Genomic DNA, 18,958 nt, shown 5'->3' with positions numbered 1-18,958 from the left:
TTGTAATCATGGTTTGTCTAATAGCATCTAATTAATAGACTACTAAATCAGCTATAATGTTTCAATCTAATAGCTTGGAAATGTTGTAATGAATAGGAATAAACAAAAATCCTTATAAATTTGTTATTTACAATAAATTATGATTGGACATGGAGGAGCCTTTTGCCTTTTGACATTCGACTATAATTAGGAGCATAATGGATAAGAATTTACAGAACGAACGTATATTATGATTAGCGGCCTGGCTGCCTCTGTGAGATGGCCAGTTTTTGCTGTGAAAGGTAGGCGGTTATATGACATTTTTAACTCCAAAACGATTATTAAGCACTCGTCCCATCCTTTTCTTTTCATTTATCATGCTTCTCAAAAGCTATCTGGCTTGGATGGTCATTTTCGAGGATGGTTTTTCGTGGACTACTATTTTAAAAGAAATTCCGTTTGTCCTCATTGTTTATTGTCTCATAGAGTGGTTCGCTTCGAAACGTAAACTTATTTACTATTTAATAGCAAATCTAGTAATGACACTCATATTATTTGCCGTCATTATGTATTACAAGTATTACGGCGTTATTGTAACCTATCTCGCTCTAGAGCAGGTAAACCAAGTCACCGCGGTAAAAAATAGCGTATTTTCACTGATGGACCCTTACTACTTGCTCATCTTTATCGACATTATCATTATGGCTGTGCTGCTGTTCAGGCCTAAGAAAGCCGTGAATTGGAAGAAACAAAGCTCCGTCAAGGAAAGCAAACGCCTTGTCCTTGCCCTGTTCAGCATTTCAATTGCGCTTTGCTTGTTCAATATTTTGCCTAACCGCGCCAGCATGAATGAGATCGTCAAAGCGGAGCAAATGGGCATACTCAATTACGAGGCTTATATGATTTTCAAAAACAAAACGATTGACTTTGTTGATCCAAATCATATCACGCAAGAAAAAATCGATTCCGTCAAAAAGATCGAAACACCTGCAGCTCCGCAGCTGTGGAAAACAGCAGCAGGCAAAAACGTCATCATTATTCAAATGGAGTCATTTCAAAACTTCCTCGTCAATTTGAAGATTGACGGAAAAGAGATTACGCCTAACATTAATAAGCTGGTCAACGAAAACTATTACTTCAAGCATTTCTATCAGCAAGTCGGCCAAGGCAATACATCCGATGCGGAATTCGTCGTAAACACGTCTTTCTATATTCCTCCACGCGGTGCGGCAACGATGATTTATGCCGACAAAGAGCTTCCGAGCTTGCCGAAACTGCTGAAAGCAAACGGCTATGATACAACTACGTTCCATACGAATGTTGTTGAGTTCTGGAATCGCGGCGAGCTTTACAAAGCGCTTGGTTTCGACCGTTACTACGATCAGAAGTTTTTTGGAGAAGAAGATACCGTATTTTTTGGTGCTTCCGATGAGCAGCTTTACAAGAAAACAGCTGCTGAAATGTCACGCATGAGCGAGAATGGCAAACCATTTTATTCCCATGTTATTTCGATGACATCACATCACCCATTCACCATTCCTGCTGACAAATACAAAATGACGCTCCCTGAGCGTTATGAGAAAACTTTTGTTGGTGATTATATCCGTGCACAAAACTACGCTGACTTCGCCCTTGGCGAATTCATTGCAGATTTGAAGGAACGCGGCATTTGGGACAACAGCTTAATCTTGTTATACGGTGACCATCTCGGCCTTCCAGTGTACTCGCTGGATCGTGATGACAAAGCGCTTATGGCTGAAATTTATGGTCATGAATATAGCTACACCGATATGATCAACATTCCGCTCGTTGTTGCATCGACAGGCGTAACTGAAGGCAAAGTATTCGATCAGCTTGGCGGTCAAGTTGACGTATTGCCTACGATCGCGAACATGCTTGGTATTTCCTTGGATGATCATATCCACTTCGGCCAAGACTTGTTTAATCAGTCGTATAACGTATTGCCACAACGTTATTATCTCCCGACTGGCTCATTCTTAAGCAGCAAAGAGCTATTCATGTCAGGCAGCGGATATGAGGACGGCAAGCACTATTCCTTAGCCGGAGACGGCATTACGGAGCAGGCTGCGACAGAAGATGAGTATCAGCGTGCATTAGAGCTCCTCAACTTATCTGACAGCTATGTTAGCCAACTGCCTTCTTGGAAGACCAAATAATAATAAAACTAAAAGGCTCCCCTTGAAGCGAATATCACGCTTCGAGAGGAGCCTCTTTTTATGCAAATGACAAAGCTAGCTGCTTTTTACCGCTTCAAGTACTTCCTTCACATGTCCATCTACGCTTACACTGCGCCATTCCTTAACAAGCTTGCCCTGTTCATCAAGCAGGAAAGTCGAGCGCTCGATACCCATAAACTCCTCACCGTTCCAGCTCCGCAGCTTCCATACGCCGAACAGCTCCGAAACCGTATGCTCGGTGTCAGACAGCAATAGGAATGGCAGCTCATGCTTGTCTACGAATTGCTCATGGGAGGCAAGATCATCTGGGCTGATTCCGATTACCCCCGTGTTGTTCGTGCCGAACTCGCCATTAAAGTCACGAAAATCACATGATTCAGTCGTACAGCCAGGCGTCATGTCGCGCGGATAAAAATAAATAACGAGCTTCTTGCCTGAGTAATCCGCAAGCTCAACTTCTTTGCCATTGGATGCTTGCAGCTTAAAATTCGGGACCTGGTCCCCTACTTTTAAATGTTCTCCCATCGTTGAATGCTCCTCTACTTTTTATTTTCAATCAACAAGCCTTGCTCGCCTTCCACCAAGTACAGCTCACCCAGCCCGCGCACGGTCACAACAACTGGGAAGCTCTCTGCGGTTTTGTTCGTAAAATGCCAGCGTCTTCCTTTTCCAACCACTATAAATATACCATTATCATCGCCGATTGGATTGAAATTGTCATTGCGCGTCCTATAGGTCATGATGCCAAGCTCTGCAAATTGATCGACTGCTGTAGGAACGTCGCTGGTCGTTATGCCAATTTCACTGATACAAAGAATGTCTTGCTGCGGGTCAAAGGGACGGTCAACACCGTTATCCATCGTATGGCGGGCAATCAGCTCTAAAATATTACCCGACGGGTCTTCAAAATAAACAGAATGCGAGTTCCATGATTCACTATACGACACATCCTGACCTGCCTCCGTACCAATCGGAACAAGCGCTTCGATCCACTTTTTTGCTTCCTCAAGCTTATTCTCTGGAATCGTAAAGGCAAAGTGATAACAATACGCTTCAGCAGCTTGATCACCAGTCTCTTGAAAAGTCAGCTCGCTCCAGCCTGCCTGAACGGTAAAGCTGTCCTTCTCGGAGCGAATAACCGGCAATGCCAGCACATCCCTATAAAAAGGCAAAATGCTTGCTGCTTTTTCTGTCAAAAGCACCAGCTTTTCTATAATCATTTTACACCTCGTTATGTTCGTGATACAAAACACTTTCCGTTACGAAAGCTTTTGCCTGTGCTTTATCATCATATAGACCATATGCGAGCATGAGCTTCGTTATTGCAGCCTCAACCGACAGCTTCTCAATTACAATGGCACCCGCTTCAATAAGGCGCAGTGACGACGAATATAGGGCTGCCGAACGATCTCGGATCGGACATATGTATACATCGATGCCAAGCTTTTTACAGTTTGCAATAAACGCAGGAAGCGAGTACGGCCCTGCTTCTATTGCGCTTGCAGTACCCGAATGATGCAAATCATGGAGGATCGCCTTCGGCCGAATCGTTGTAAAATCATACAGCGAATAATTCAAGCCCGGATATGGCCGAATATAGACGATGCTGGAATCGAGCTTAAGGGTGTCCGGCTCCCATGCAAACGACGCTTTAGGCTTAGTACTCAGCGCTTCCGGTCTTGGATTTCTCTCATGCTCCAGCCAGTTGAACACTCGATCTGCCATCTTTCCGTACGGCACGCCGTAGGGGCTGCCGAATTGATCCGTAAAGGACATCGCTTGCGTAACTCTAGTTGCTAAGTAAACAAGTGCATCCCCTTTGTCATCCTCGTAAACGACAAATACGCCCGGCAGCTGTGCATCCACTACAAAATCGATTGCATTTGCAAAATTACGGCGCCCATTGCTTCTTTCATCGGCAACCGGGTAATTGCTGGCGGTCAGCACAATTGGAATTTTTGTATCTGTGAACAAATAACCGATCATCGCTGCGCTATAAGCCAGCGTATCTGAACCATGGGTGATGACTATCCCAGCATACGAGTCGGTATCTATCCCATGGACAGCCTCTGCAAGCGCAATCCAATCCTCGGTCGTCATATTTTCACTTAACAAGTTAAGCGGCTGTATCGCATCAAGTCTAACATCATCGCGCTGCTCAGCACTGTTGATATAATCATCTATAAGCGAATAAGATCCCGCGTCATTAACATCGATGCCGTTTCCCTGCTTTTTGCTTCCAATGGTCCCGCCTGTAAAAACAACCAATAACTGCTTCACTAATGTTCCTCCTTATTGTCTTGCAATCGCTAGCCAGCGATAAAAAAAGATAACTTCTACTATCGTATATGCGGCTCTGCACTCTGGTCAAGGCACAAGCTCTATCCTTACATGTTGCCCTGTGCAACTCGCTTCATACGAGATCACATCGCCTATCCATCCAATTAAAAAAGGAGGTGCTGGGCATTTGAAACTAACATGCCTACAGCATCCTCCAGTCATTTAATCTCGCTCCTGTTTTCCTTGCTTCCGCCAAAAATCATCGAACTGCTTAAGCAATTCCTCCGTAGAAATGATATTCATCAAATGTTGTCGACCCAAATCCGTTCCCATTTGAAAAAATTGACTGTAATTTTTATAATAGCTCGGTTTTTTTACGCCCTGAAACCGATCGGGGTCATTTGCCATCAGCATATAAGGGGCATACGGCCCTGTAGAATACTTTTCCTCTTCAATCGTATTGTTATAGATGGATATAACGCCTGAGGCATCAGCAAAGGCACGATTGTTCTCAATCGATGACAAATAGGAAATGAATTTCCAAGCCTCATCCTTATGCTTAGACTGGGAAGCAATCCCCCAGCCGGCTGCACCAACGTTGTAATGAGAGATCCCATCAGGCCCTGTAGGCAAAGGGGCTGTTGCCCACTGGCTGCTCTCCAGCTTTTCCTTGATCATCTCTATCACGTCTGAGTCTTGGATAAGCAAAGCCGCATTGCCGTTCACAAATGCTTGAACCTGTTCATTAAAGCCCCAATCTATGGACGCAGGATCTGAGATCTCTGTATAAATCTTCTTGTAAAGCTCAACAGCCTCTGCTGCCCGCTTGCCTGAGAATATCGTCGAGCCATCCGTATTAAACATGGAATCGCTTATATCGACGTTCTCTCCGTTATAGTCCTGAACGATTGAAGACAACGTATTAACGGCACCACTGCCTCCTCGAAAGGAAAAGCCGTATATCCTCTCCATCGGCTTCGTCAATTGCTTGCCGACAAAGAAGAGCTGCTCCCATGTTTCTGGCACTTGCAGCGCCTTGGCATCGAACCAATCCTTGCGATAATAAAGCTGCACTTGATAAAGACTGCTCGGAATATAATAAGCAACATCGCCTGCATCTCTAGACATCAGCTTTGCATTATTGTTAAGCAGCATATAATTGCTCCATGATGAAATATAACTCTCCAAGCTGGTTATCAGACCACTTTCCGCAAGCTGATGTACCGTAACGTCCCGCACCTCAACAATATCAATCGCTTGGTTCTGCTCCAGCATCGTCAAGATCGTCTGATCAGCGGTCTCGTATTCTGACGAAACTCTCACAATCTCAATGGTTGGATTGTCGAGCTCAAATTGTGCAATCAATTTGTCTAATTCCACTGTCCGTAGAGGCGTCATTAGGCTCTCAACAATTTTTAAAGTCACCTTATTCGGAGCTGGTGTCTGTTCAAGCGGTTCCGGACTATTTGGATTAAGCGTACAACCGCTTATGAAAGATATCATGATAATTAACGAGAGCGGGTATAGTGCTTTGCCCATTAGATTGAGCTTCATAAATTCCCTCCCGATCATAAAGTAATGATGCATAACCATTACTTTATTTATCGGCTACATGCGCTTCAATCAATACAGCTGACCTCTTCTTTTTTTTTGCAGAATACCACAGATAAAATGGAACGAGCGCCCTCATTTATTGCGCGCAACTCATCAAATGCCTCACTGTCTCATCGATGAGCCCATCGTGGACGGTCGGATTATAGTTCAGCCGGTCGTGATAGCCGATAAAGATACATCTTCTGCGTGCATCCTTTTCCCTCAATCGGCGCCAGCCCTCCTCCAGCTGATTGCAATAATCACGGGAAGCCTCCGCTGGTACGAGGAAGAGAACGCTGCTGCAGCCTAGTTCAGCGATCTCCCTTAGCGAGCTCGTATCAAGAAATCCGATCTGGTGTGCCGATTTCGGATAGGTCATTTGCAAATCGTCATAAAAAAGGTCCTTCATCTTGCGGCGGCGCGGGCCAAATATTCGAAAGCCCGTTTTTCCGGCATGAACAATTAAGATAGGCTCATCGCCTAGACTATTTTTGAGCTGCTCACGCGCGTTTTGCACCTTCATCTCATAATAGGACAACCAGCGCTCTGCTACGGTGGACAAGCCTAATGCATTACTTATCTCAAGCAGCCGCTCCTTCCAGGAATAAGCCTTCCAATCGAGCATTAGAACCGGAGCGATAGCCGAACATGCCGCGTACATTTCCTCATCCAGCATTCCTGCCAATATGAGATCCGGCTCCGCTTCACGCAGCTGCTGGAGCACCCGTTCATGCTGATGAGTGCTCAAACGAATAAAGGACAAGCAAGTAGGCATTCCGATAGCTGATAGGTCGCCCGCGAACACAGATACAAGCGTGGCTACTCGTTTCTTCGCAAGCTGGGCATATTCCGTAGGAGCCAGTCCCATATGTTTCTTAAACAGCCGGCTAAAATAGTACTCGTCAGGATAGCCGACGGAATGGGCCACGTCGACGATGGAAGAGGACGTACCCGAGAGCATGCGCATAGAAGCATCGAGCCTCAGCTTGGTCATATATTTAAGCGGTGTAAGTCCTGTATAACTGCGAAAGGCTTGATAAAAACGGCTTGTACTCACCCCTGAGGATCTTGCGAGCTCCTCCATATCCATCGGTGTACTTAACTGCTCAATCATAAACTGCTTGGCTTGCTCGACGTAGCCAATTAAACCAGCTTCGGTCTCTCTCGGCTGCTGGACGGACTGAATGAGCGCAGCCACCATTGCATAAAGCTGTGATTGCAGCTGATAGTATAAAACCACATCATCAGTACCGCAGTCGCTTTGAAAGTCCTGAAGCCAGCTTCTCGCCTGCGGCAGCCTCAGCAGTTTTAATCCCATACTGTCTCGGTAAGGGAGCATCTCCGCGCCTGCTGCTGTCGAACCGCTTCGGAAGCGAATAAGTACGATTTCAGCTAGATGGTTGCCCTCATTAAGCAGCGTACATTCACAATGGGACGGAATGAGAAACAGCTCACCGCCAACGGCTTTTTTAGTCGTGTGCTGCCCCTTCTTCACAATGGAAACTTTTATTTTATGTTGAAGCACAAACGCAAAGCATTGCTCCTCTCGATTGTTCAACTGCATATGGTGCAGCGACGGGAGCTTAACTTCCTCCGTGCCAATATAGAACATTTCACCGTACTTTGTTTGATTCGGTTGCTGCGACATGCGCGCTCACATCCTTGATAAACAATATTATTTTATAAATTGTAAATAATAATAATTATCATTGTCAATGCTGTAAGTAGAGTAAGCTTATTCCAAATGACAGTTGATGAGCGATCCCTTACGTTTCACTTCACCCTCAAGCATTGAAAAACAAAAGCTTTCCTTATCATAAAGATCGAGGTGACTTAACTTGAAGATGTCTACTAACGATGTTTCCAAAGAGCATCATCAACATAGCAAGGAAGAGCCTAAAGTCAATCCGCGCAGCAGCAAGCGTTATTTTGGCCGCGGCGGCGTGAAGGCTGCACTTATGAAGCTGCTCATCGACCAGCCAATGCACGGCTACCAGATGATGAAGGCTCTAGAGGAGCAATCTGGCGGACTTTATGTACCCAGTGCCGGCTCCATTTATCCCACGCTTCAAATGCTTGTGGGATCCGGCTTCGTCTCCGTTCGCTTAGAGGATGGCGCCAAAAAAGTCTATAAAATTACCGAGCAAGGTCGTGCAGCATTACAGCTGCTTCCTGAGAAAACAAAGTACAATAAAGCGGAGGGCAGCAGCCCATCGCCAAAAGCCGAATCGTTCCGGAATGAGAAAATTCGGATTAAGCTTGGATTATCGATTGAATCCTTTAATCTGCTTAAGCTGGTAACACGCGCCGAACAAGAAGCATCCGCAAGCAAAGAGCAAGCAGAAGAGCTGCAGCGTCTGTTAACTGAGCAGCAGCAGCAAATCAGCGCCTTTCTCGATGGGTCCGTGAAAAATGCGAATGCAGCTATAGTTCCATACGAATTGGCCGGACGTTAAGTAACAAGAAAAGGGTTATCGCATAGGTCTTTGTCATGCACCAAAGACCCTGGATAACCCTGCTTTATTAACTAGTGAGTTGAATCATGCGAAACATGGTGACCCTTAAGCGTTTGACCGCTATGCAAACGATCCGTTTTCTCAGCATCCTGTTTGCGTCCCATAAACGGCCACCAGTTAGCAGGACCGAAAGTGCGTACCATAACTGGAATGAATAATGGAAGCATCAACAATGCATAGATGAACAGTCCACAAAGCACAATAGTTGCAATTTGCAGGAGTGACATCACTCCTGAAGGAAGCATCGCTGCGAATGTTCCGCCTAGAATAACGGCTGCAGACATAATAACCGTACCCATGTTTTTCATCGCTTCCAAAATGGCTTCCTGAGGCGACAGATGGCGGTATTCTTTAAAGCGATCCATCAAGAAAATACTATAATCAATTCCTAGTGCGACGAGCATGACGAACCCGAAAAATGGAACCGCCCAGCTAATTCCCGACTGCCCAAGCAGCCTTACGAATATGACTTCTGCAATCGCCATTGAGGAATAGAACGTAACGAGAAGCGATGCGATCATATAAAGCGGCATGACGATCGAGCGGAACAAAAGGATAAGGATAATTGAAATGCCGATGAGCATGAGAATAACCGTACGCGAATAATCCGACGCTGAAATATTGCTCAAATCGTTATTCATACTCGTTACACCGCCGACAGCTACCTGTGATCCGTTATAATCGGTGTTTTGAATCGCGCGGTGAACAGCTGCTTCCAGTCCGTCGATTTGCGCCATCGTTTCCTGTGCATACGGATTGCCTTTAAATATGACATCGAACTTCGCTGTTTGGCGATCCTCCGACATATACACATTAAGGGCAGCCTGAAATTCCTTGTTCGCAATGGCTTCCTCTGGAATATAAAAGCCCGTCATTTGCTTATTCGGCGATTCCGCTAGACTATTCAAATATCCGCCCGCGGATGTGAGTCCATCGGTTACCTTCGTTAAGCCGTCAACGCTTTGATCCAAACCGCCGGTCAATTCGCCCAGCTGATCGTTTAGCGATGCAAACCCTGCCTGCAGTTCCTTCTGTCCATCTGATAGTTCATTAAAGCCCTGCGTGACACCAGGCAGCTTCGATACAATTTGACCTTGGCCTGCGGCTGCCTGCTCAATTCCTTTTTGCAGTTCTCCAAGTCCTGCAGCAAGCTTGCCAAGACCCGAAGCTAGCGCCGTTTGCCCTTCACTTGCTTGCAAGAAACCGGCATTCGCTTGTGTCATTCCCGCTGAAATGCCTGTCAGCTGCTCATTAAGCTGAGACAACTGACCGCTGATTCCTGCTGCTCCTTGCTGGAGATTTCCAAGAGCAAGCATGGTTTGTTTAAAAGTCTCATCGGTTTGCAGCTCTGGGTGACTTTCCTGAAGTGCAGTCAGACTTTGCTGTACGCCGGATAACCCGCTCGCAAGCTTCTCCTGTTCAGATGCAATCGCGCTATATGCACCTGTAAGCTGTCCAAGACCGCCGCCTAGCTGCTCGTAGCTGCTAAGCAATTTACGGCTCGCGCCTGCCAGCTGCTCCGCACTCGCCTGCGCCTGCTTCAAGCCCTCGCTAAGCTCTCCCGCACCTGCAGATCCATCCTGCAGCCCTTGCTGAATCTTCTTCAAACCTGCGCCAAGCTGTACAATCCCAGCCTTCAGCTCATTCGTACCATTAACGAGCTTACCGGCGCCGTCAACAGCTTCATTTAATTTCGGCTTATTCTCGCTTAACGCGCTGCTTGCCTCGGAGAGACCATCACCGATTTTGCCCAAGCCTTCGCCGCTTTGACCAAGCCCACTCTCAAGGGTGGTTACTTGATCTGCCACGAGAAATTGCTCCATTACATCACCTGTCGGACGAGTTGCACTGCGAACGGCCTTGATGCCTCCAGAATTCGCAAGCTCGCGGCTGATTTGCTCTAGTACAGCAAGCCCCTCAGGTGTGTCCATCGGTTTATCAGCTTTGACAACAACGGTAGTAGGCAGTGAATCACCAGGTCCAAAGCTATCCGCAATAATGTTGAACGCTTTAACAGAGTCATATTTATCGCCAATCTCATCCAGCGAGTTAAAAGAAATTGTACCTTTATACGCTGTAAGGAAAGGTACGATAATTACTGCCAAAATAACGAGCGCCCACAAAGGGCGTTTTAGTGAAAACTTACCCACCGTACCCCAAAGCTTGCTCGGCTTATGCTCAAGCGAGCCTTTCGCCGGCCAAAACAATTTTGTACCCAGCACCGCCATAAAAAACGGCACGATCGTAAACAATGCAATAAGCAGTACCGCAACACCAACTGCAACGGCTACGGCAGAGCGGTAAAGCATAAACGTCGAGAATCCGATTGCAGAGAATCCCACCAACACAGCTAAGCCAGAAAATAATACGGTTCTTCCCGCAGTACGGTAAGTTTGAACAATCGCTTCTGTCTTGTCGCCGCCGCTATGCGTCAACTCTTCCTTGAAGCGGCTAATGAGCAGGATGCAATAGTCTGTGCCGATCCCAAATAATACGGCAACTAAGAAAATTTGCGTGAAGTTGGAAAGCGGAAAATCAAAATATTTGACTAAAAACGCAATAACGGATTGTGATATTAAATAAGTAAATCCAACGGCCACTAGCGGTACGAGAGGCGCAATCGCAGAACGGAATACAACAAACAAAATAATTAAAATAAATCCAAGCGTAATAAACTCGGTTTTCTTAAGCCCTTCCTGCGAGCTTTGTACAACATCCTCAGAAATAAGCCAGTTCCCTGTATAATAATGCTCCACTTTCACATCTGAAATCGTCTCATAGAGACCGTCTCTCAGCTCAGCAAGCTCACGGTCGCCAGCCTCGACATTAACGAGCGCAAGGATGGTGCTTCCATCCTTCGATACCATTTGCTCCTCAAGCTCTTTGGTATCAAAATGAGTCGTCACGGAGAGAACCCCGATAGCCTCGCCTTTGCTCTTCAGCTCATCGATTCCTCTCTTCACTTCCGCTAAATCGGCATCCTTCAGACCGCCGTCCTTATGGAATACAAGTACAGTTGGCATTCCGCTGCTGGCGCCTGCATTATCGCCTCCGCCAATCGAGTTCTCCAAGTCCCTGGCGACTGACGAAGAATATCCATCAGGCACGTTGATTTGCCCTTTCGTACGAACAAGCTCTTCCATATTCGGCGCGCTGAGCATTAAACCTACGGCAGCAGCAAGCCACAATATAAGGACAAACCATCTAAATTTCAAAACGGTTCTCATCTTTGTTCCCCCTCAAATATAATAAAACTATGGATTCATCATTTCTTTAGCAAGCTTCTCGAAGGTTTCGATAAAACAGTTCGCTTCCTGCTCTTCAAAACGATTAATGTATTTGGCCAGCAGCACTTGTATCTTATCCTCCATGAGGTCGCAAACCTGCTTGCCTTCCTCGGTTAGCGCTAAATAGATGACCCTGCGATCCTTCTCATCTGGAAATCTTTGAATCAAGTTTTTATCAAATAATCGCGTAATGATCGCGGTTATTGAGCTTTTGCCCACGCAAAAAATGTCCGCTAATTCGGATGATGTGCTCATTTCCTTCGAATGCAAATAACGTAGTGTCGCAAACTGGTCTACCGTTAGATCATCTGGCATTAACTCGCGGATCATCGCATTTAATCGACGGTTTACAAGAAAATTAGCCGCTTCGTAGCGATCGATGAGTTGTTTCAATGATGCTCGATCCACACAGGTGTCCCCCTTTATATGTAGTTTCTAAATATCCACGAAATTAATTCTATTATGAAACAGTTCGATAATAGAACTATATCAAACGATTTTATTTAAAACAACGCCTTAATTTAGAATATATTGTGAACAGATGTGAACAAGAGAAGGACAAGCCATTTGCTTTTTTCAAGCTGCCGTTTATATACTAGTGAAGTAATCAAACCAACCATTATTGGAGGTATGTCGTATGTACGATATCGTTATTATTGGTGCTGGTCCGGCTGGAGCAAGTGCAGCCATTTTTACTGCAAAAGCAGGAAAAAAGACGCTCGTGTTTGAGAACAACAAAGGAATGACAAAACGCGCTTGGTTCGAGAACTACTACGGAATATCAGAAATTGGCGGCCCTGACCTTGTGGATACAGGCAAACGACAGGCTGAGAAATTCGGAGCAGAGTTCAAGGAGGAAACCGTACAAAATATCGTTGCCATTACTGACGGCCTGCGGGTGGAAACAGACGGCGGAAGCTATGAAGGAAAGCATGTACTTATTGCAACAGGCGTTTCGACTGAGCTGGCTGAGCATATCGGGATCTCTACAAAACCGGGTACCGAGCCTCGTATCAAAACCGTTATTGCGGTCAACGCGGCTGGTAAAACGAATATTGACAACATTTGGGCGGCAGGAACGGTTGCTGGCGTAAGCGTGCATGCTGTCGTTACTGCAGGGGATGGGGCAAAAGCTGCCATTAACATCATTAGCGAATTAAACGGCGAACGTTATGTGGATCACGATATTTTAAAGGTTTAACAGTATCTTCCTGAAACAAAAGCAGGATATTAGAAAAAATTGTCGAATAACAGGGAAAATAATCAAACTCTTTTTACGTTCCTAGCCTTGTCAGGGTGCTTCGGCACCCTTTTATTTGAACGTAAAAGGTTTTGTCACACTTCCAGGAGGCCGACGGTGAGCAACCCATTGTTTCAGCAGCACAACAAACAATTGACGATTGCTTTCGCATTTGCCTTATGTGCGCTTCTTGCGCTAATCGCCGAGTCGAACCATTTTCAATTTTTGTATGGCATTACCTTTTCATTAACGAGTCTATTTACACTTCTTGGCTTGCGATTATTCGGTTACTGGCCAGGACTCTTAATGAGCGCAGTTGTCCTATTCCTAGGCACTTTTTTATTAAAGCAGCCCCTCTTTCATTACATCATCCTTATTGAAGCTGCCTTTACGGGCTTGCTTCTTCGCAAATACAAGAATCAACTGTTTGGGATTGACGCCGTTTTCTGGGTTCTAGTCGGAATGCCCACTATCTATTGGTTCTACTCCTTTCATTCAACGCTCATAACGCAAGATTTGCTTCTTATTGCAGGAATTATTGCCATGAATGGCCTATTTAACGCACTGTTCGCTGAGATTATCTACCAGTACGTGCCACTGCGCAAATGGAGTGGGTTTGCCCGCTCGCAGCAAGGACCAAATTCCTTCAGCAAGGTACTGTTTCATTTCTCCATCGGTATCGTATTCCTTTCGTTTTTACTCAACATTTTCATTAACAGCTTGAGCTCAATTAAAGAAGTAAGTCTATATGCCGAGCGAATCTCCTCGATCGAAGTCAATCGCATTTCAGAATCATTGGATAAATGGCAGGCGATTAGCACAGATCTAGATAAGCAAGATCAGATTGCTTTCCTTCAACTAGCCCTTGGCAAACATTTCGGGAATTCTATCATATCTGTGACGAACGCCGACCATAAAGTTATTGCATCCAGCGCGCCTGAGACTGTAGGTGAAATGCTTGATTTCTCCAAAGAAAGCAGCATTACTCCCATGAACAAAAAATCGTATTTAGTCATGCCTGACATAAAAAAATACTCTTGGCATTTCCAGACCTGGTATGATGGAAATTTGATATATAAAGATAAACTTCAGGCAACAGATTGGCTTGTTTACATTGACTTTCCCATTAAAAACCATCAAAAATATTTGTTTTCCAAATATTTTATTCATTTTGTTTATATGATCGGGCTTGCCTTCTTTGCCGTCATTCTAGCGTATCTCATTAATTGGTGGCTCTCTCGCAGTTTAACTCGGCTAGCGAGAGCAACAACGAACCTTCCGCTAAAGCTTCAGGAGATGAACACATTGGAATGGCCACGAAGCAGCATTGTAGAAATTCATTCGTTGATTGCTAATTTCAAGCATATGTCTACCAATCTCATTCACATGTTTCAAGAATCGCAGCGAAGCAACGAGAGGCTGGAGGCTCAAACTTATTTATTGCAGCAATCGGAGGAGAGACTGCATCAGCTTGCCTATTACGACATGCTGACTGGTCTACCGAACAGGCTGCAATTCACACTCCATTTTCAAGACATGATCACTATGAACGCTGCTATGAAAAAACCGATAGCCATCATGTTCGCTGACATCAATCGCTTTAAGCAAATTAATGATACGCTTGGACATGCTGTAGGTGATATTTTGCTCGGCAAGGCAGCAGAACGCTTCGGAGCAGCGGTGTTTGATGAATGCAACGTCTTCCGATTGGGTGGAGACGAGTTTGTATTTGTCGGACAGTATGAGAATGAAGATGAACTTGCTGCAAATGCCCAAGCCGTCGTAGATTCCTTCAATGAGCCTTTTATGATCGACGAAACGCTGCTTTATTTAACCGTTAGCGTCGGCGTTAGCGTGTACCCGCAGGATGGCAGCGATATGGATACCATTATCCGAAACGCCGATATTGCTATGTATAGCGCCAAAGAGCAAGGTGACGGCTGCTACCGGTTTTTCAAGCCAACGCTGGTGTCCGCGATGACAGAGAAGATGCAGATCGAGAACGGGCTTTATAATGCGCTGCAAAACAAACAGTTCTCGCTACATTATCAGCCAAAAATAAATGCTGCAACCGGCGAGCTATGCGGCATTGAAGCGCTCATTCGCTGGCGTCATCCCGAGCTTGGCATGATTCCGCCCGATAAGTTTATTCCACTTGCCGAGCAATCAGGTTTTATATTAGATATTGACAGCTGGGTCTTCCATGAGGCCTGCCGGCAAAATAAAGCTTGGCAGGATGAAGGATTGCAGTATATATGCGTCTCAGTGAACATTTCAGCAAGACATTTCTACCAAGGAAACTTATCTGAAATGATCGTCAAAGCGTTAAAGGACACCGGCCTTGATCCGCAATATGTAAGCCTTGAAATTACTGAAGGTGTATTTATGCGGAATATGGATCAAGTGATCGAGACCATTCTTTTCCTTCGGGGGCTTGGCATTCAAATATCAATCGATGACTTTGGCACGGGTTATTCATCCTTGAATCAGCTGCAGCGCCTGCCTATATCAGACGTAAAGCTGGATCGTTCCTTTATTCAAGGCATTACGAATGACGAGAAAAAATCATCGATCGTCAAAGCAATTATTGAGCTTGTACATAGCATGAATATGAAGGTTGTTGCAGAAGGCGTGGAGACGATTGCCGAATCGAATTTCTGTACGGAGCTGCAGTGTGATGAGCTGCAAGGTTATTTATTCAGTAAACCGCTGCCGCCACAGGAGCTGGCACTCCTTCTCGGTAAGAATGAATAAGCGAGACAACAGACATGAAGGAGCTGCCTCAAGGTCATAGACCGCGGAGCAGCTCCTTCATCTTTTTAAAGTCTACACGGACTTATTGAATATTTCGCCTACAAAACTGTTATGCAGTTGGAGCTGGAGTTGCTGCTGCGGAGGTATCCGTTGTGGATTCACTTTTCACTGCAGCATCACTCGGACGTTCGCCACGCGGTCCTTTTCCGCCGTGTCCACCCTTGCCATGACCTCCACGCGCTGGGATTTCTCCATTTACATGTTTTGTTGCATGATCGACAGCCTCAGCCAGCTTCGTATCATATTGCTCCTGCGTAATCGTTCCCGCTGCCAGCTCCTCCGCCAACTTCGCTTTTTGATCCTTTACTTGCACGTCAATGATCACTTGGATCGCAACACCCTTCTCCCCAGCGATTGCTGCCAAGGTCTTGCCTGATTCAAGCTCCGTCTTTAATACATCTGCCGTTATGCCTAGCGCTGCAGCTATGCCATCTACGTTTTTCTCAAAACCGCCTCCTCTTTCACCACCGCCGCCATGTTTGCCAAAACCTAATCCTTTGGAATCAAGCAGCTTCTCCGCCTGTGCAGCAGCATCCGGCTTTGCTTGCTGTTGTCCAGTTTTTGCAAGCTTGTCTGCTTCTACTTTTGCGTCAGGTTTCGGATTAGCTGCTTCGGCTGCCTCCAGCCATTCAACAAGCTTAGCCTTAAGATCAGCTCGCGTTTTCCCGCTCGCGACTGCAACCTCTGCCAGCGTTGACGTTTGCAGCTTAGTCTGAAGCGCCGCTTCATCGAGCCCTAAGTACGTTATTAACTGTTCCTGTATTTGTTGAAAGCCGCGTCCGAAACCGCCATGTCTGCCTTCATGATCCTTCTTAGCTGTGCTGCTATCTGCTTGTGCACCTTGCTCTTGCTTTGTGTCGCTGCTTGCTGCTGCCGCATTTACATATTGGCTAGCCCATAGGCCTCCGCCCCCTAAGGCAAGCGTTAGCGCAATAGCACCTGCTGTTATAGCTTTTGCTCTCTTCATTGAATATTCCACCTTTCGCTTTCAAATTTGTTGTTACAAGACCTAGCATAGACAATAAAACTTAAGCCTCCTTTAATCCCCGCTGAATGTTGGCTGAAGACATGCTGCAATTGAACACTTTTCTAACATAAAGCCCCGTATTTCTCTAATAAAAGTTTGTTATTGTAATAACAGATGTCATTCATTGAATTGTAAAAAAATGGACTGTATTGTTACTATTCATTTTTCGACATAATTCGACGATAACTTATCTTATCTTAACTTTTCATTATGGGGTGTGATTGCATGTTCCGAATTAAGGACAGAAGTTTAGTCGTTACCAGCTCCATCGTATTAGCCATTCTCCTCGTTATTGTCATTAGCGTCACCGAGTATTTATCCTACAGCTCGCAGAAAAAATCCTATTTAGATGAAATTGAACGGATTGGACAAACGCTTGGTTATCAAATCGAAGCTGGTCATGATCTGGTTACTTTTGGATACAACGAAGTATCCGCTGGGCGTGATACCAATAATGCTACGTTCAAGATGCTTAAGCTGCAGCTCGACGTCATGATTAAGAACGATATCGTCGCAAATGCATATGTGTATATGCCTGAGGTGATTGAACGCGACGGAAAGAAATTTATAAAGATGATGCAGAGCAATGAGTCTCTCTCCGCCGCAGGCCTTGGTCCTGGAGATGAGTATGAAATGAGTGACGAGTTCGCTGGTAAAATTGATGATGCCCTAAATGAGGGATCAGCTTTGACTGAAGTCGTTACAGATGAATATGGGCAGTGGATTTCTTATTTAGCCCGCGTAAAAGACCCAAGCGGCAAATTAATCGGCATATTTGGCATCGACGTTGATTTCAAACAAATTGATGATGCCTTAAATCTTATGTTTTGGAAAAGCATAGGGATTGCAGCGCTGCTAGCCTTTATTGCCATACTTATCATTGTTGTACTCGTAAGAATGACGTTGAAGCCGCTCAAACGACTTGCGGAAGTATCCTCATTAGCAGCGAAAGGCGACTTGACGCTTGCCGTTGCGGTCAAAGGAGGCAATGAAATAGCTCAAGTTTCTATCGCCTTTAATGAAATGATCGCAAGCCTTCGCCAGCTTACAGGCAGCATTCGAATAACATCCGATGAGGTGGCTGGCTCGGCTTTCAACATGCAGCAGAGTGCAGAGCAGACCTCCCGTGCGACTGAAGAAGTAACCGAGGCTATTCAAGAAGTTGCCTCCGGCTCTGAAACACAGCTGCAAAGCTTGCAAGAGTGCCAGCGCGCGATGACAGAAATGACGATCGGCATTCAAAGAATTGCAGAGTCGACTTCTTCTGTATCTGATCTGGCAGCGGACACTACGGCAATGGCTACGGAAGGCGAGACCGTTATTGATCAAACATTGCATCAAATGAATACTATCGAGTCCAATGTAGTCGAAACGGTAACGACCTTGCATGAGTTGAAGGAGCAGAGTGACAAAATTGGCGGCATCCTCGCCTTGATCGGCGATGTAGCCAATCAGACTAATCTGCTTGCGCTTAATGCATCTATTGAAGCGGCGCGTGCCGGCGAGCACGGCAAAGGTTTTGCTGTCGTTGCCCATGAAATCCGCAAGCTGGCTGAACGCTCCAAGGAATCCTCCGAGCAGATTGGAACTATACTGCATAGCATCGGAAGTTATGCTGCAACAGCCGTTTCGTCAATGGAGCAGTCTGTGGAAGCCGCTCGTTTCGGCTCTAACATCTCGGCGCAAGCCGGCGAGTCCTTCCGCTCTATCGTTACTTCCATTCGTGATGTTTCCAGTCAAGTACAAGAAGTATCCGCAGCGTCGGAGCAAATGTCAGCTGGCAGCGAGCAAATTGCAGCTTCGCTAGATGCGCTTGAGGGCATAACGGCTAATTCCGCAGGAAACTCGCAGCGTGTCGCTGCGGCGTCAGAAGAACAGCTTGCTTCCATGCAGGAGGTTGCAAGCTCCTCCGAGCAGCTGCGTAATTTAGCTTCTACCTTGAATGAGGCGATCAGCCGCTTCAAGACCTGATGTACTAACAAACGATAATATCTGCCCAAATAAAAAAGGCTAAGCGGGATGAC

At 45.8% G+C, this 18,958-nt stretch carries 13 protein-coding genes; 5 read left to right on the top strand and 8 right to left on the bottom strand.

The window, feature by feature from the left end; genetic code table 11:
* Window positions 1-293: 293 nt before the first annotated feature.
* Entirely contained in the window at window positions 294-2,156 is a 1,863-nt protein-coding gene (locus ACIFSR_RS08920; RefSeq protein WP_430056790.1) for an LTA synthase family protein, read from the top strand.
* 75 nt (window positions 2,157-2,231) lie between these two features.
* Here the strand turns inward: ACIFSR_RS08920 and bcp are convergent, their stop codons facing one another.
* From bcp to ACIFSR_RS08895, 5 genes are all read right to left on the bottom strand, one after another.
* On the bottom strand, window positions 2,232-2,702 hold the full coding sequence (gene bcp / locus ACIFSR_RS08915) for a thioredoxin-dependent thiol peroxidase (RefSeq protein ID WP_430056787.1): 471 nt from the start codon (window positions 2,700-2,702) through the stop codon (window positions 2,232-2,234).
* Window positions 2,703-2,716: 14 nt separating this feature from the next.
* On the bottom strand, window positions 2,717-3,397 hold the full coding sequence (locus tag ACIFSR_RS08910) for a VOC family protein (protein ID WP_339205450.1): 681 nt from the start codon (window positions 3,395-3,397) through the stop codon (window positions 2,717-2,719).
* 1 nt (window position 3,398) lies between these two features.
* Window positions 3,399-4,457, bottom strand: coding sequence for an asparaginase (locus tag ACIFSR_RS08905; RefSeq protein WP_339205451.1), 1,059 nt, complete (start codon window positions 4,455-4,457; stop codon window positions 3,399-3,401).
* Window positions 4,458-4,679: 222 nt separating this feature from the next.
* A complete protein-coding gene (locus tag ACIFSR_RS08900; protein ID WP_430056783.1) occupies window positions 4,680-6,011 on the bottom strand; it encodes an ABC transporter substrate-binding protein in 1,332 nt (443 codons plus the stop codon).
* A gap of 136 nt (window positions 6,012-6,147) precedes the next feature.
* Window positions 6,148-7,698, bottom strand: a complete 1,551-nt coding sequence (locus ACIFSR_RS08895; RefSeq protein WP_430056780.1) for a helix-turn-helix domain-containing protein — start codon at window positions 7,696-7,698, stop codon at window positions 6,148-6,150.
* Window positions 7,699-7,894: 196 nt separating this feature from the next.
* Between ACIFSR_RS08895 and ACIFSR_RS08890 the strand changes: the two genes are divergently transcribed.
* Window positions 7,895-8,506, top strand: coding sequence for a PadR family transcriptional regulator (locus ACIFSR_RS08890; protein ID WP_339205454.1), 612 nt, complete (start codon window positions 7,895-7,897; stop codon window positions 8,504-8,506).
* A gap of 71 nt (window positions 8,507-8,577) precedes the next feature.
* Here ACIFSR_RS08890 and ACIFSR_RS08885 read toward each other — a convergent pair whose 3' ends face one another.
* A complete protein-coding gene (locus ACIFSR_RS08885; protein WP_430056778.1) occupies window positions 8,578-11,793 on the bottom strand; it encodes an MMPL family transporter in 3,216 nt (1,071 codons plus the stop codon).
* A gap of 27 nt (window positions 11,794-11,820) precedes the next feature.
* Window positions 11,821-12,261 (bottom strand): MarR family winged helix-turn-helix transcriptional regulator, encoded by a 441-nt coding sequence (locus ACIFSR_RS08880; RefSeq protein WP_076266311.1) that lies wholly within the window; start codon window positions 12,259-12,261, stop codon window positions 11,821-11,823.
* 229 nt (window positions 12,262-12,490) lie between these two features.
* On the opposite strand from ACIFSR_RS08880, the gene ACIFSR_RS08875 reads away from it, so the two are divergent.
* A complete protein-coding gene (locus tag ACIFSR_RS08875; RefSeq protein ID WP_430056774.1) occupies window positions 12,491-13,054 on the top strand; it encodes an FAD-dependent oxidoreductase in 564 nt (187 codons plus the stop codon).
* 156 nt (window positions 13,055-13,210) lie between these two features.
* A complete protein-coding gene (locus ACIFSR_RS08870; RefSeq protein ID WP_430056771.1) occupies window positions 13,211-15,847 on the top strand; it encodes an EAL domain-containing protein in 2,637 nt (878 codons plus the stop codon).
* Window positions 15,848-15,956: 109 nt separating this feature from the next.
* Here ACIFSR_RS08870 and ACIFSR_RS08865 read toward each other — a convergent pair whose 3' ends face one another.
* Window positions 15,957-16,874: a hypothetical protein gene (locus ACIFSR_RS08865; protein WP_339205458.1), complete on the bottom strand. Its 918-nt coding sequence runs from the start codon at window positions 16,872-16,874 to the stop codon at window positions 15,957-15,959.
* Window positions 16,875-17,159: 285 nt separating this feature from the next.
* Between ACIFSR_RS08865 and ACIFSR_RS08860 the strand changes: the two genes are divergently transcribed.
* On the top strand, window positions 17,160-18,905 hold the full coding sequence (locus tag ACIFSR_RS08860; protein ID WP_339205459.1) for a methyl-accepting chemotaxis protein: 1,746 nt from the start codon (window positions 17,160-17,162) through the stop codon (window positions 18,903-18,905).
* Window positions 18,906-18,958 lie beyond the last annotated feature (53 nt).

Origin of the sequence: Paenibacillus sp. NRS-1760, assembly GCF_050467785.1 — a bacterium.
Taxonomy (GTDB): Bacteria; Bacillota; Bacilli; order Paenibacillales; family Paenibacillaceae; genus Pristimantibacillus.
This window is presented reverse-complemented; position numbering and strand designations above follow the sequence as displayed.

Coding starts and splice junctions, on each gene's coding strand:
- ACIFSR_RS08920 (WP_430056790.1), top strand. CDS start 294: ATGACATTTTTAACTCCAAAACGATTATTAAGCACTCGTCCCATCCTT.
- bcp (WP_430056787.1), bottom strand. CDS start 2,702: ATGGGAGAACATTTAAAAGTAGGGGACCAGGTCCCGAATTTTAAGCTG.
- ACIFSR_RS08910 (WP_339205450.1), bottom strand. CDS start 3,397: ATGATTATAGAAAAGCTGGTGCTTTTGACAGAAAAAGCAGCAAGCATT.
- ACIFSR_RS08900 (WP_430056783.1), bottom strand. CDS start 6,011: ATGAAGCTCAATCTAATGGGCAAAGCACTATACCCGCTCTCGTTAATT.
- ACIFSR_RS08895 (WP_430056780.1), bottom strand. CDS start 7,698: ATGTCGCAGCAACCGAATCAAACAAAGTACGGTGAAATGTTCTATATT.
- ACIFSR_RS08890 (WP_339205454.1), top strand. CDS start 7,895: ATGTCTACTAACGATGTTTCCAAAGAGCATCATCAACATAGCAAGGAA.
- ACIFSR_RS08885 (WP_430056778.1), bottom strand. CDS start 11,793: ATGAGAACCGTTTTGAAATTTAGATGGTTTGTCCTTATATTGTGGCTT.
- ACIFSR_RS08875 (WP_430056774.1), top strand. CDS start 12,491: ATGTACGATATCGTTATTATTGGTGCTGGTCCGGCTGGAGCAAGTGCA.
- ACIFSR_RS08865 (WP_339205458.1), bottom strand. CDS start 16,874: ATGAAGAGAGCAAAAGCTATAACAGCAGGTGCTATTGCGCTAACGCTT.
- ACIFSR_RS08860 (WP_339205459.1), top strand. CDS start 17,160: ATGTTCCGAATTAAGGACAGAAGTTTAGTCGTTACCAGCTCCATCGTA.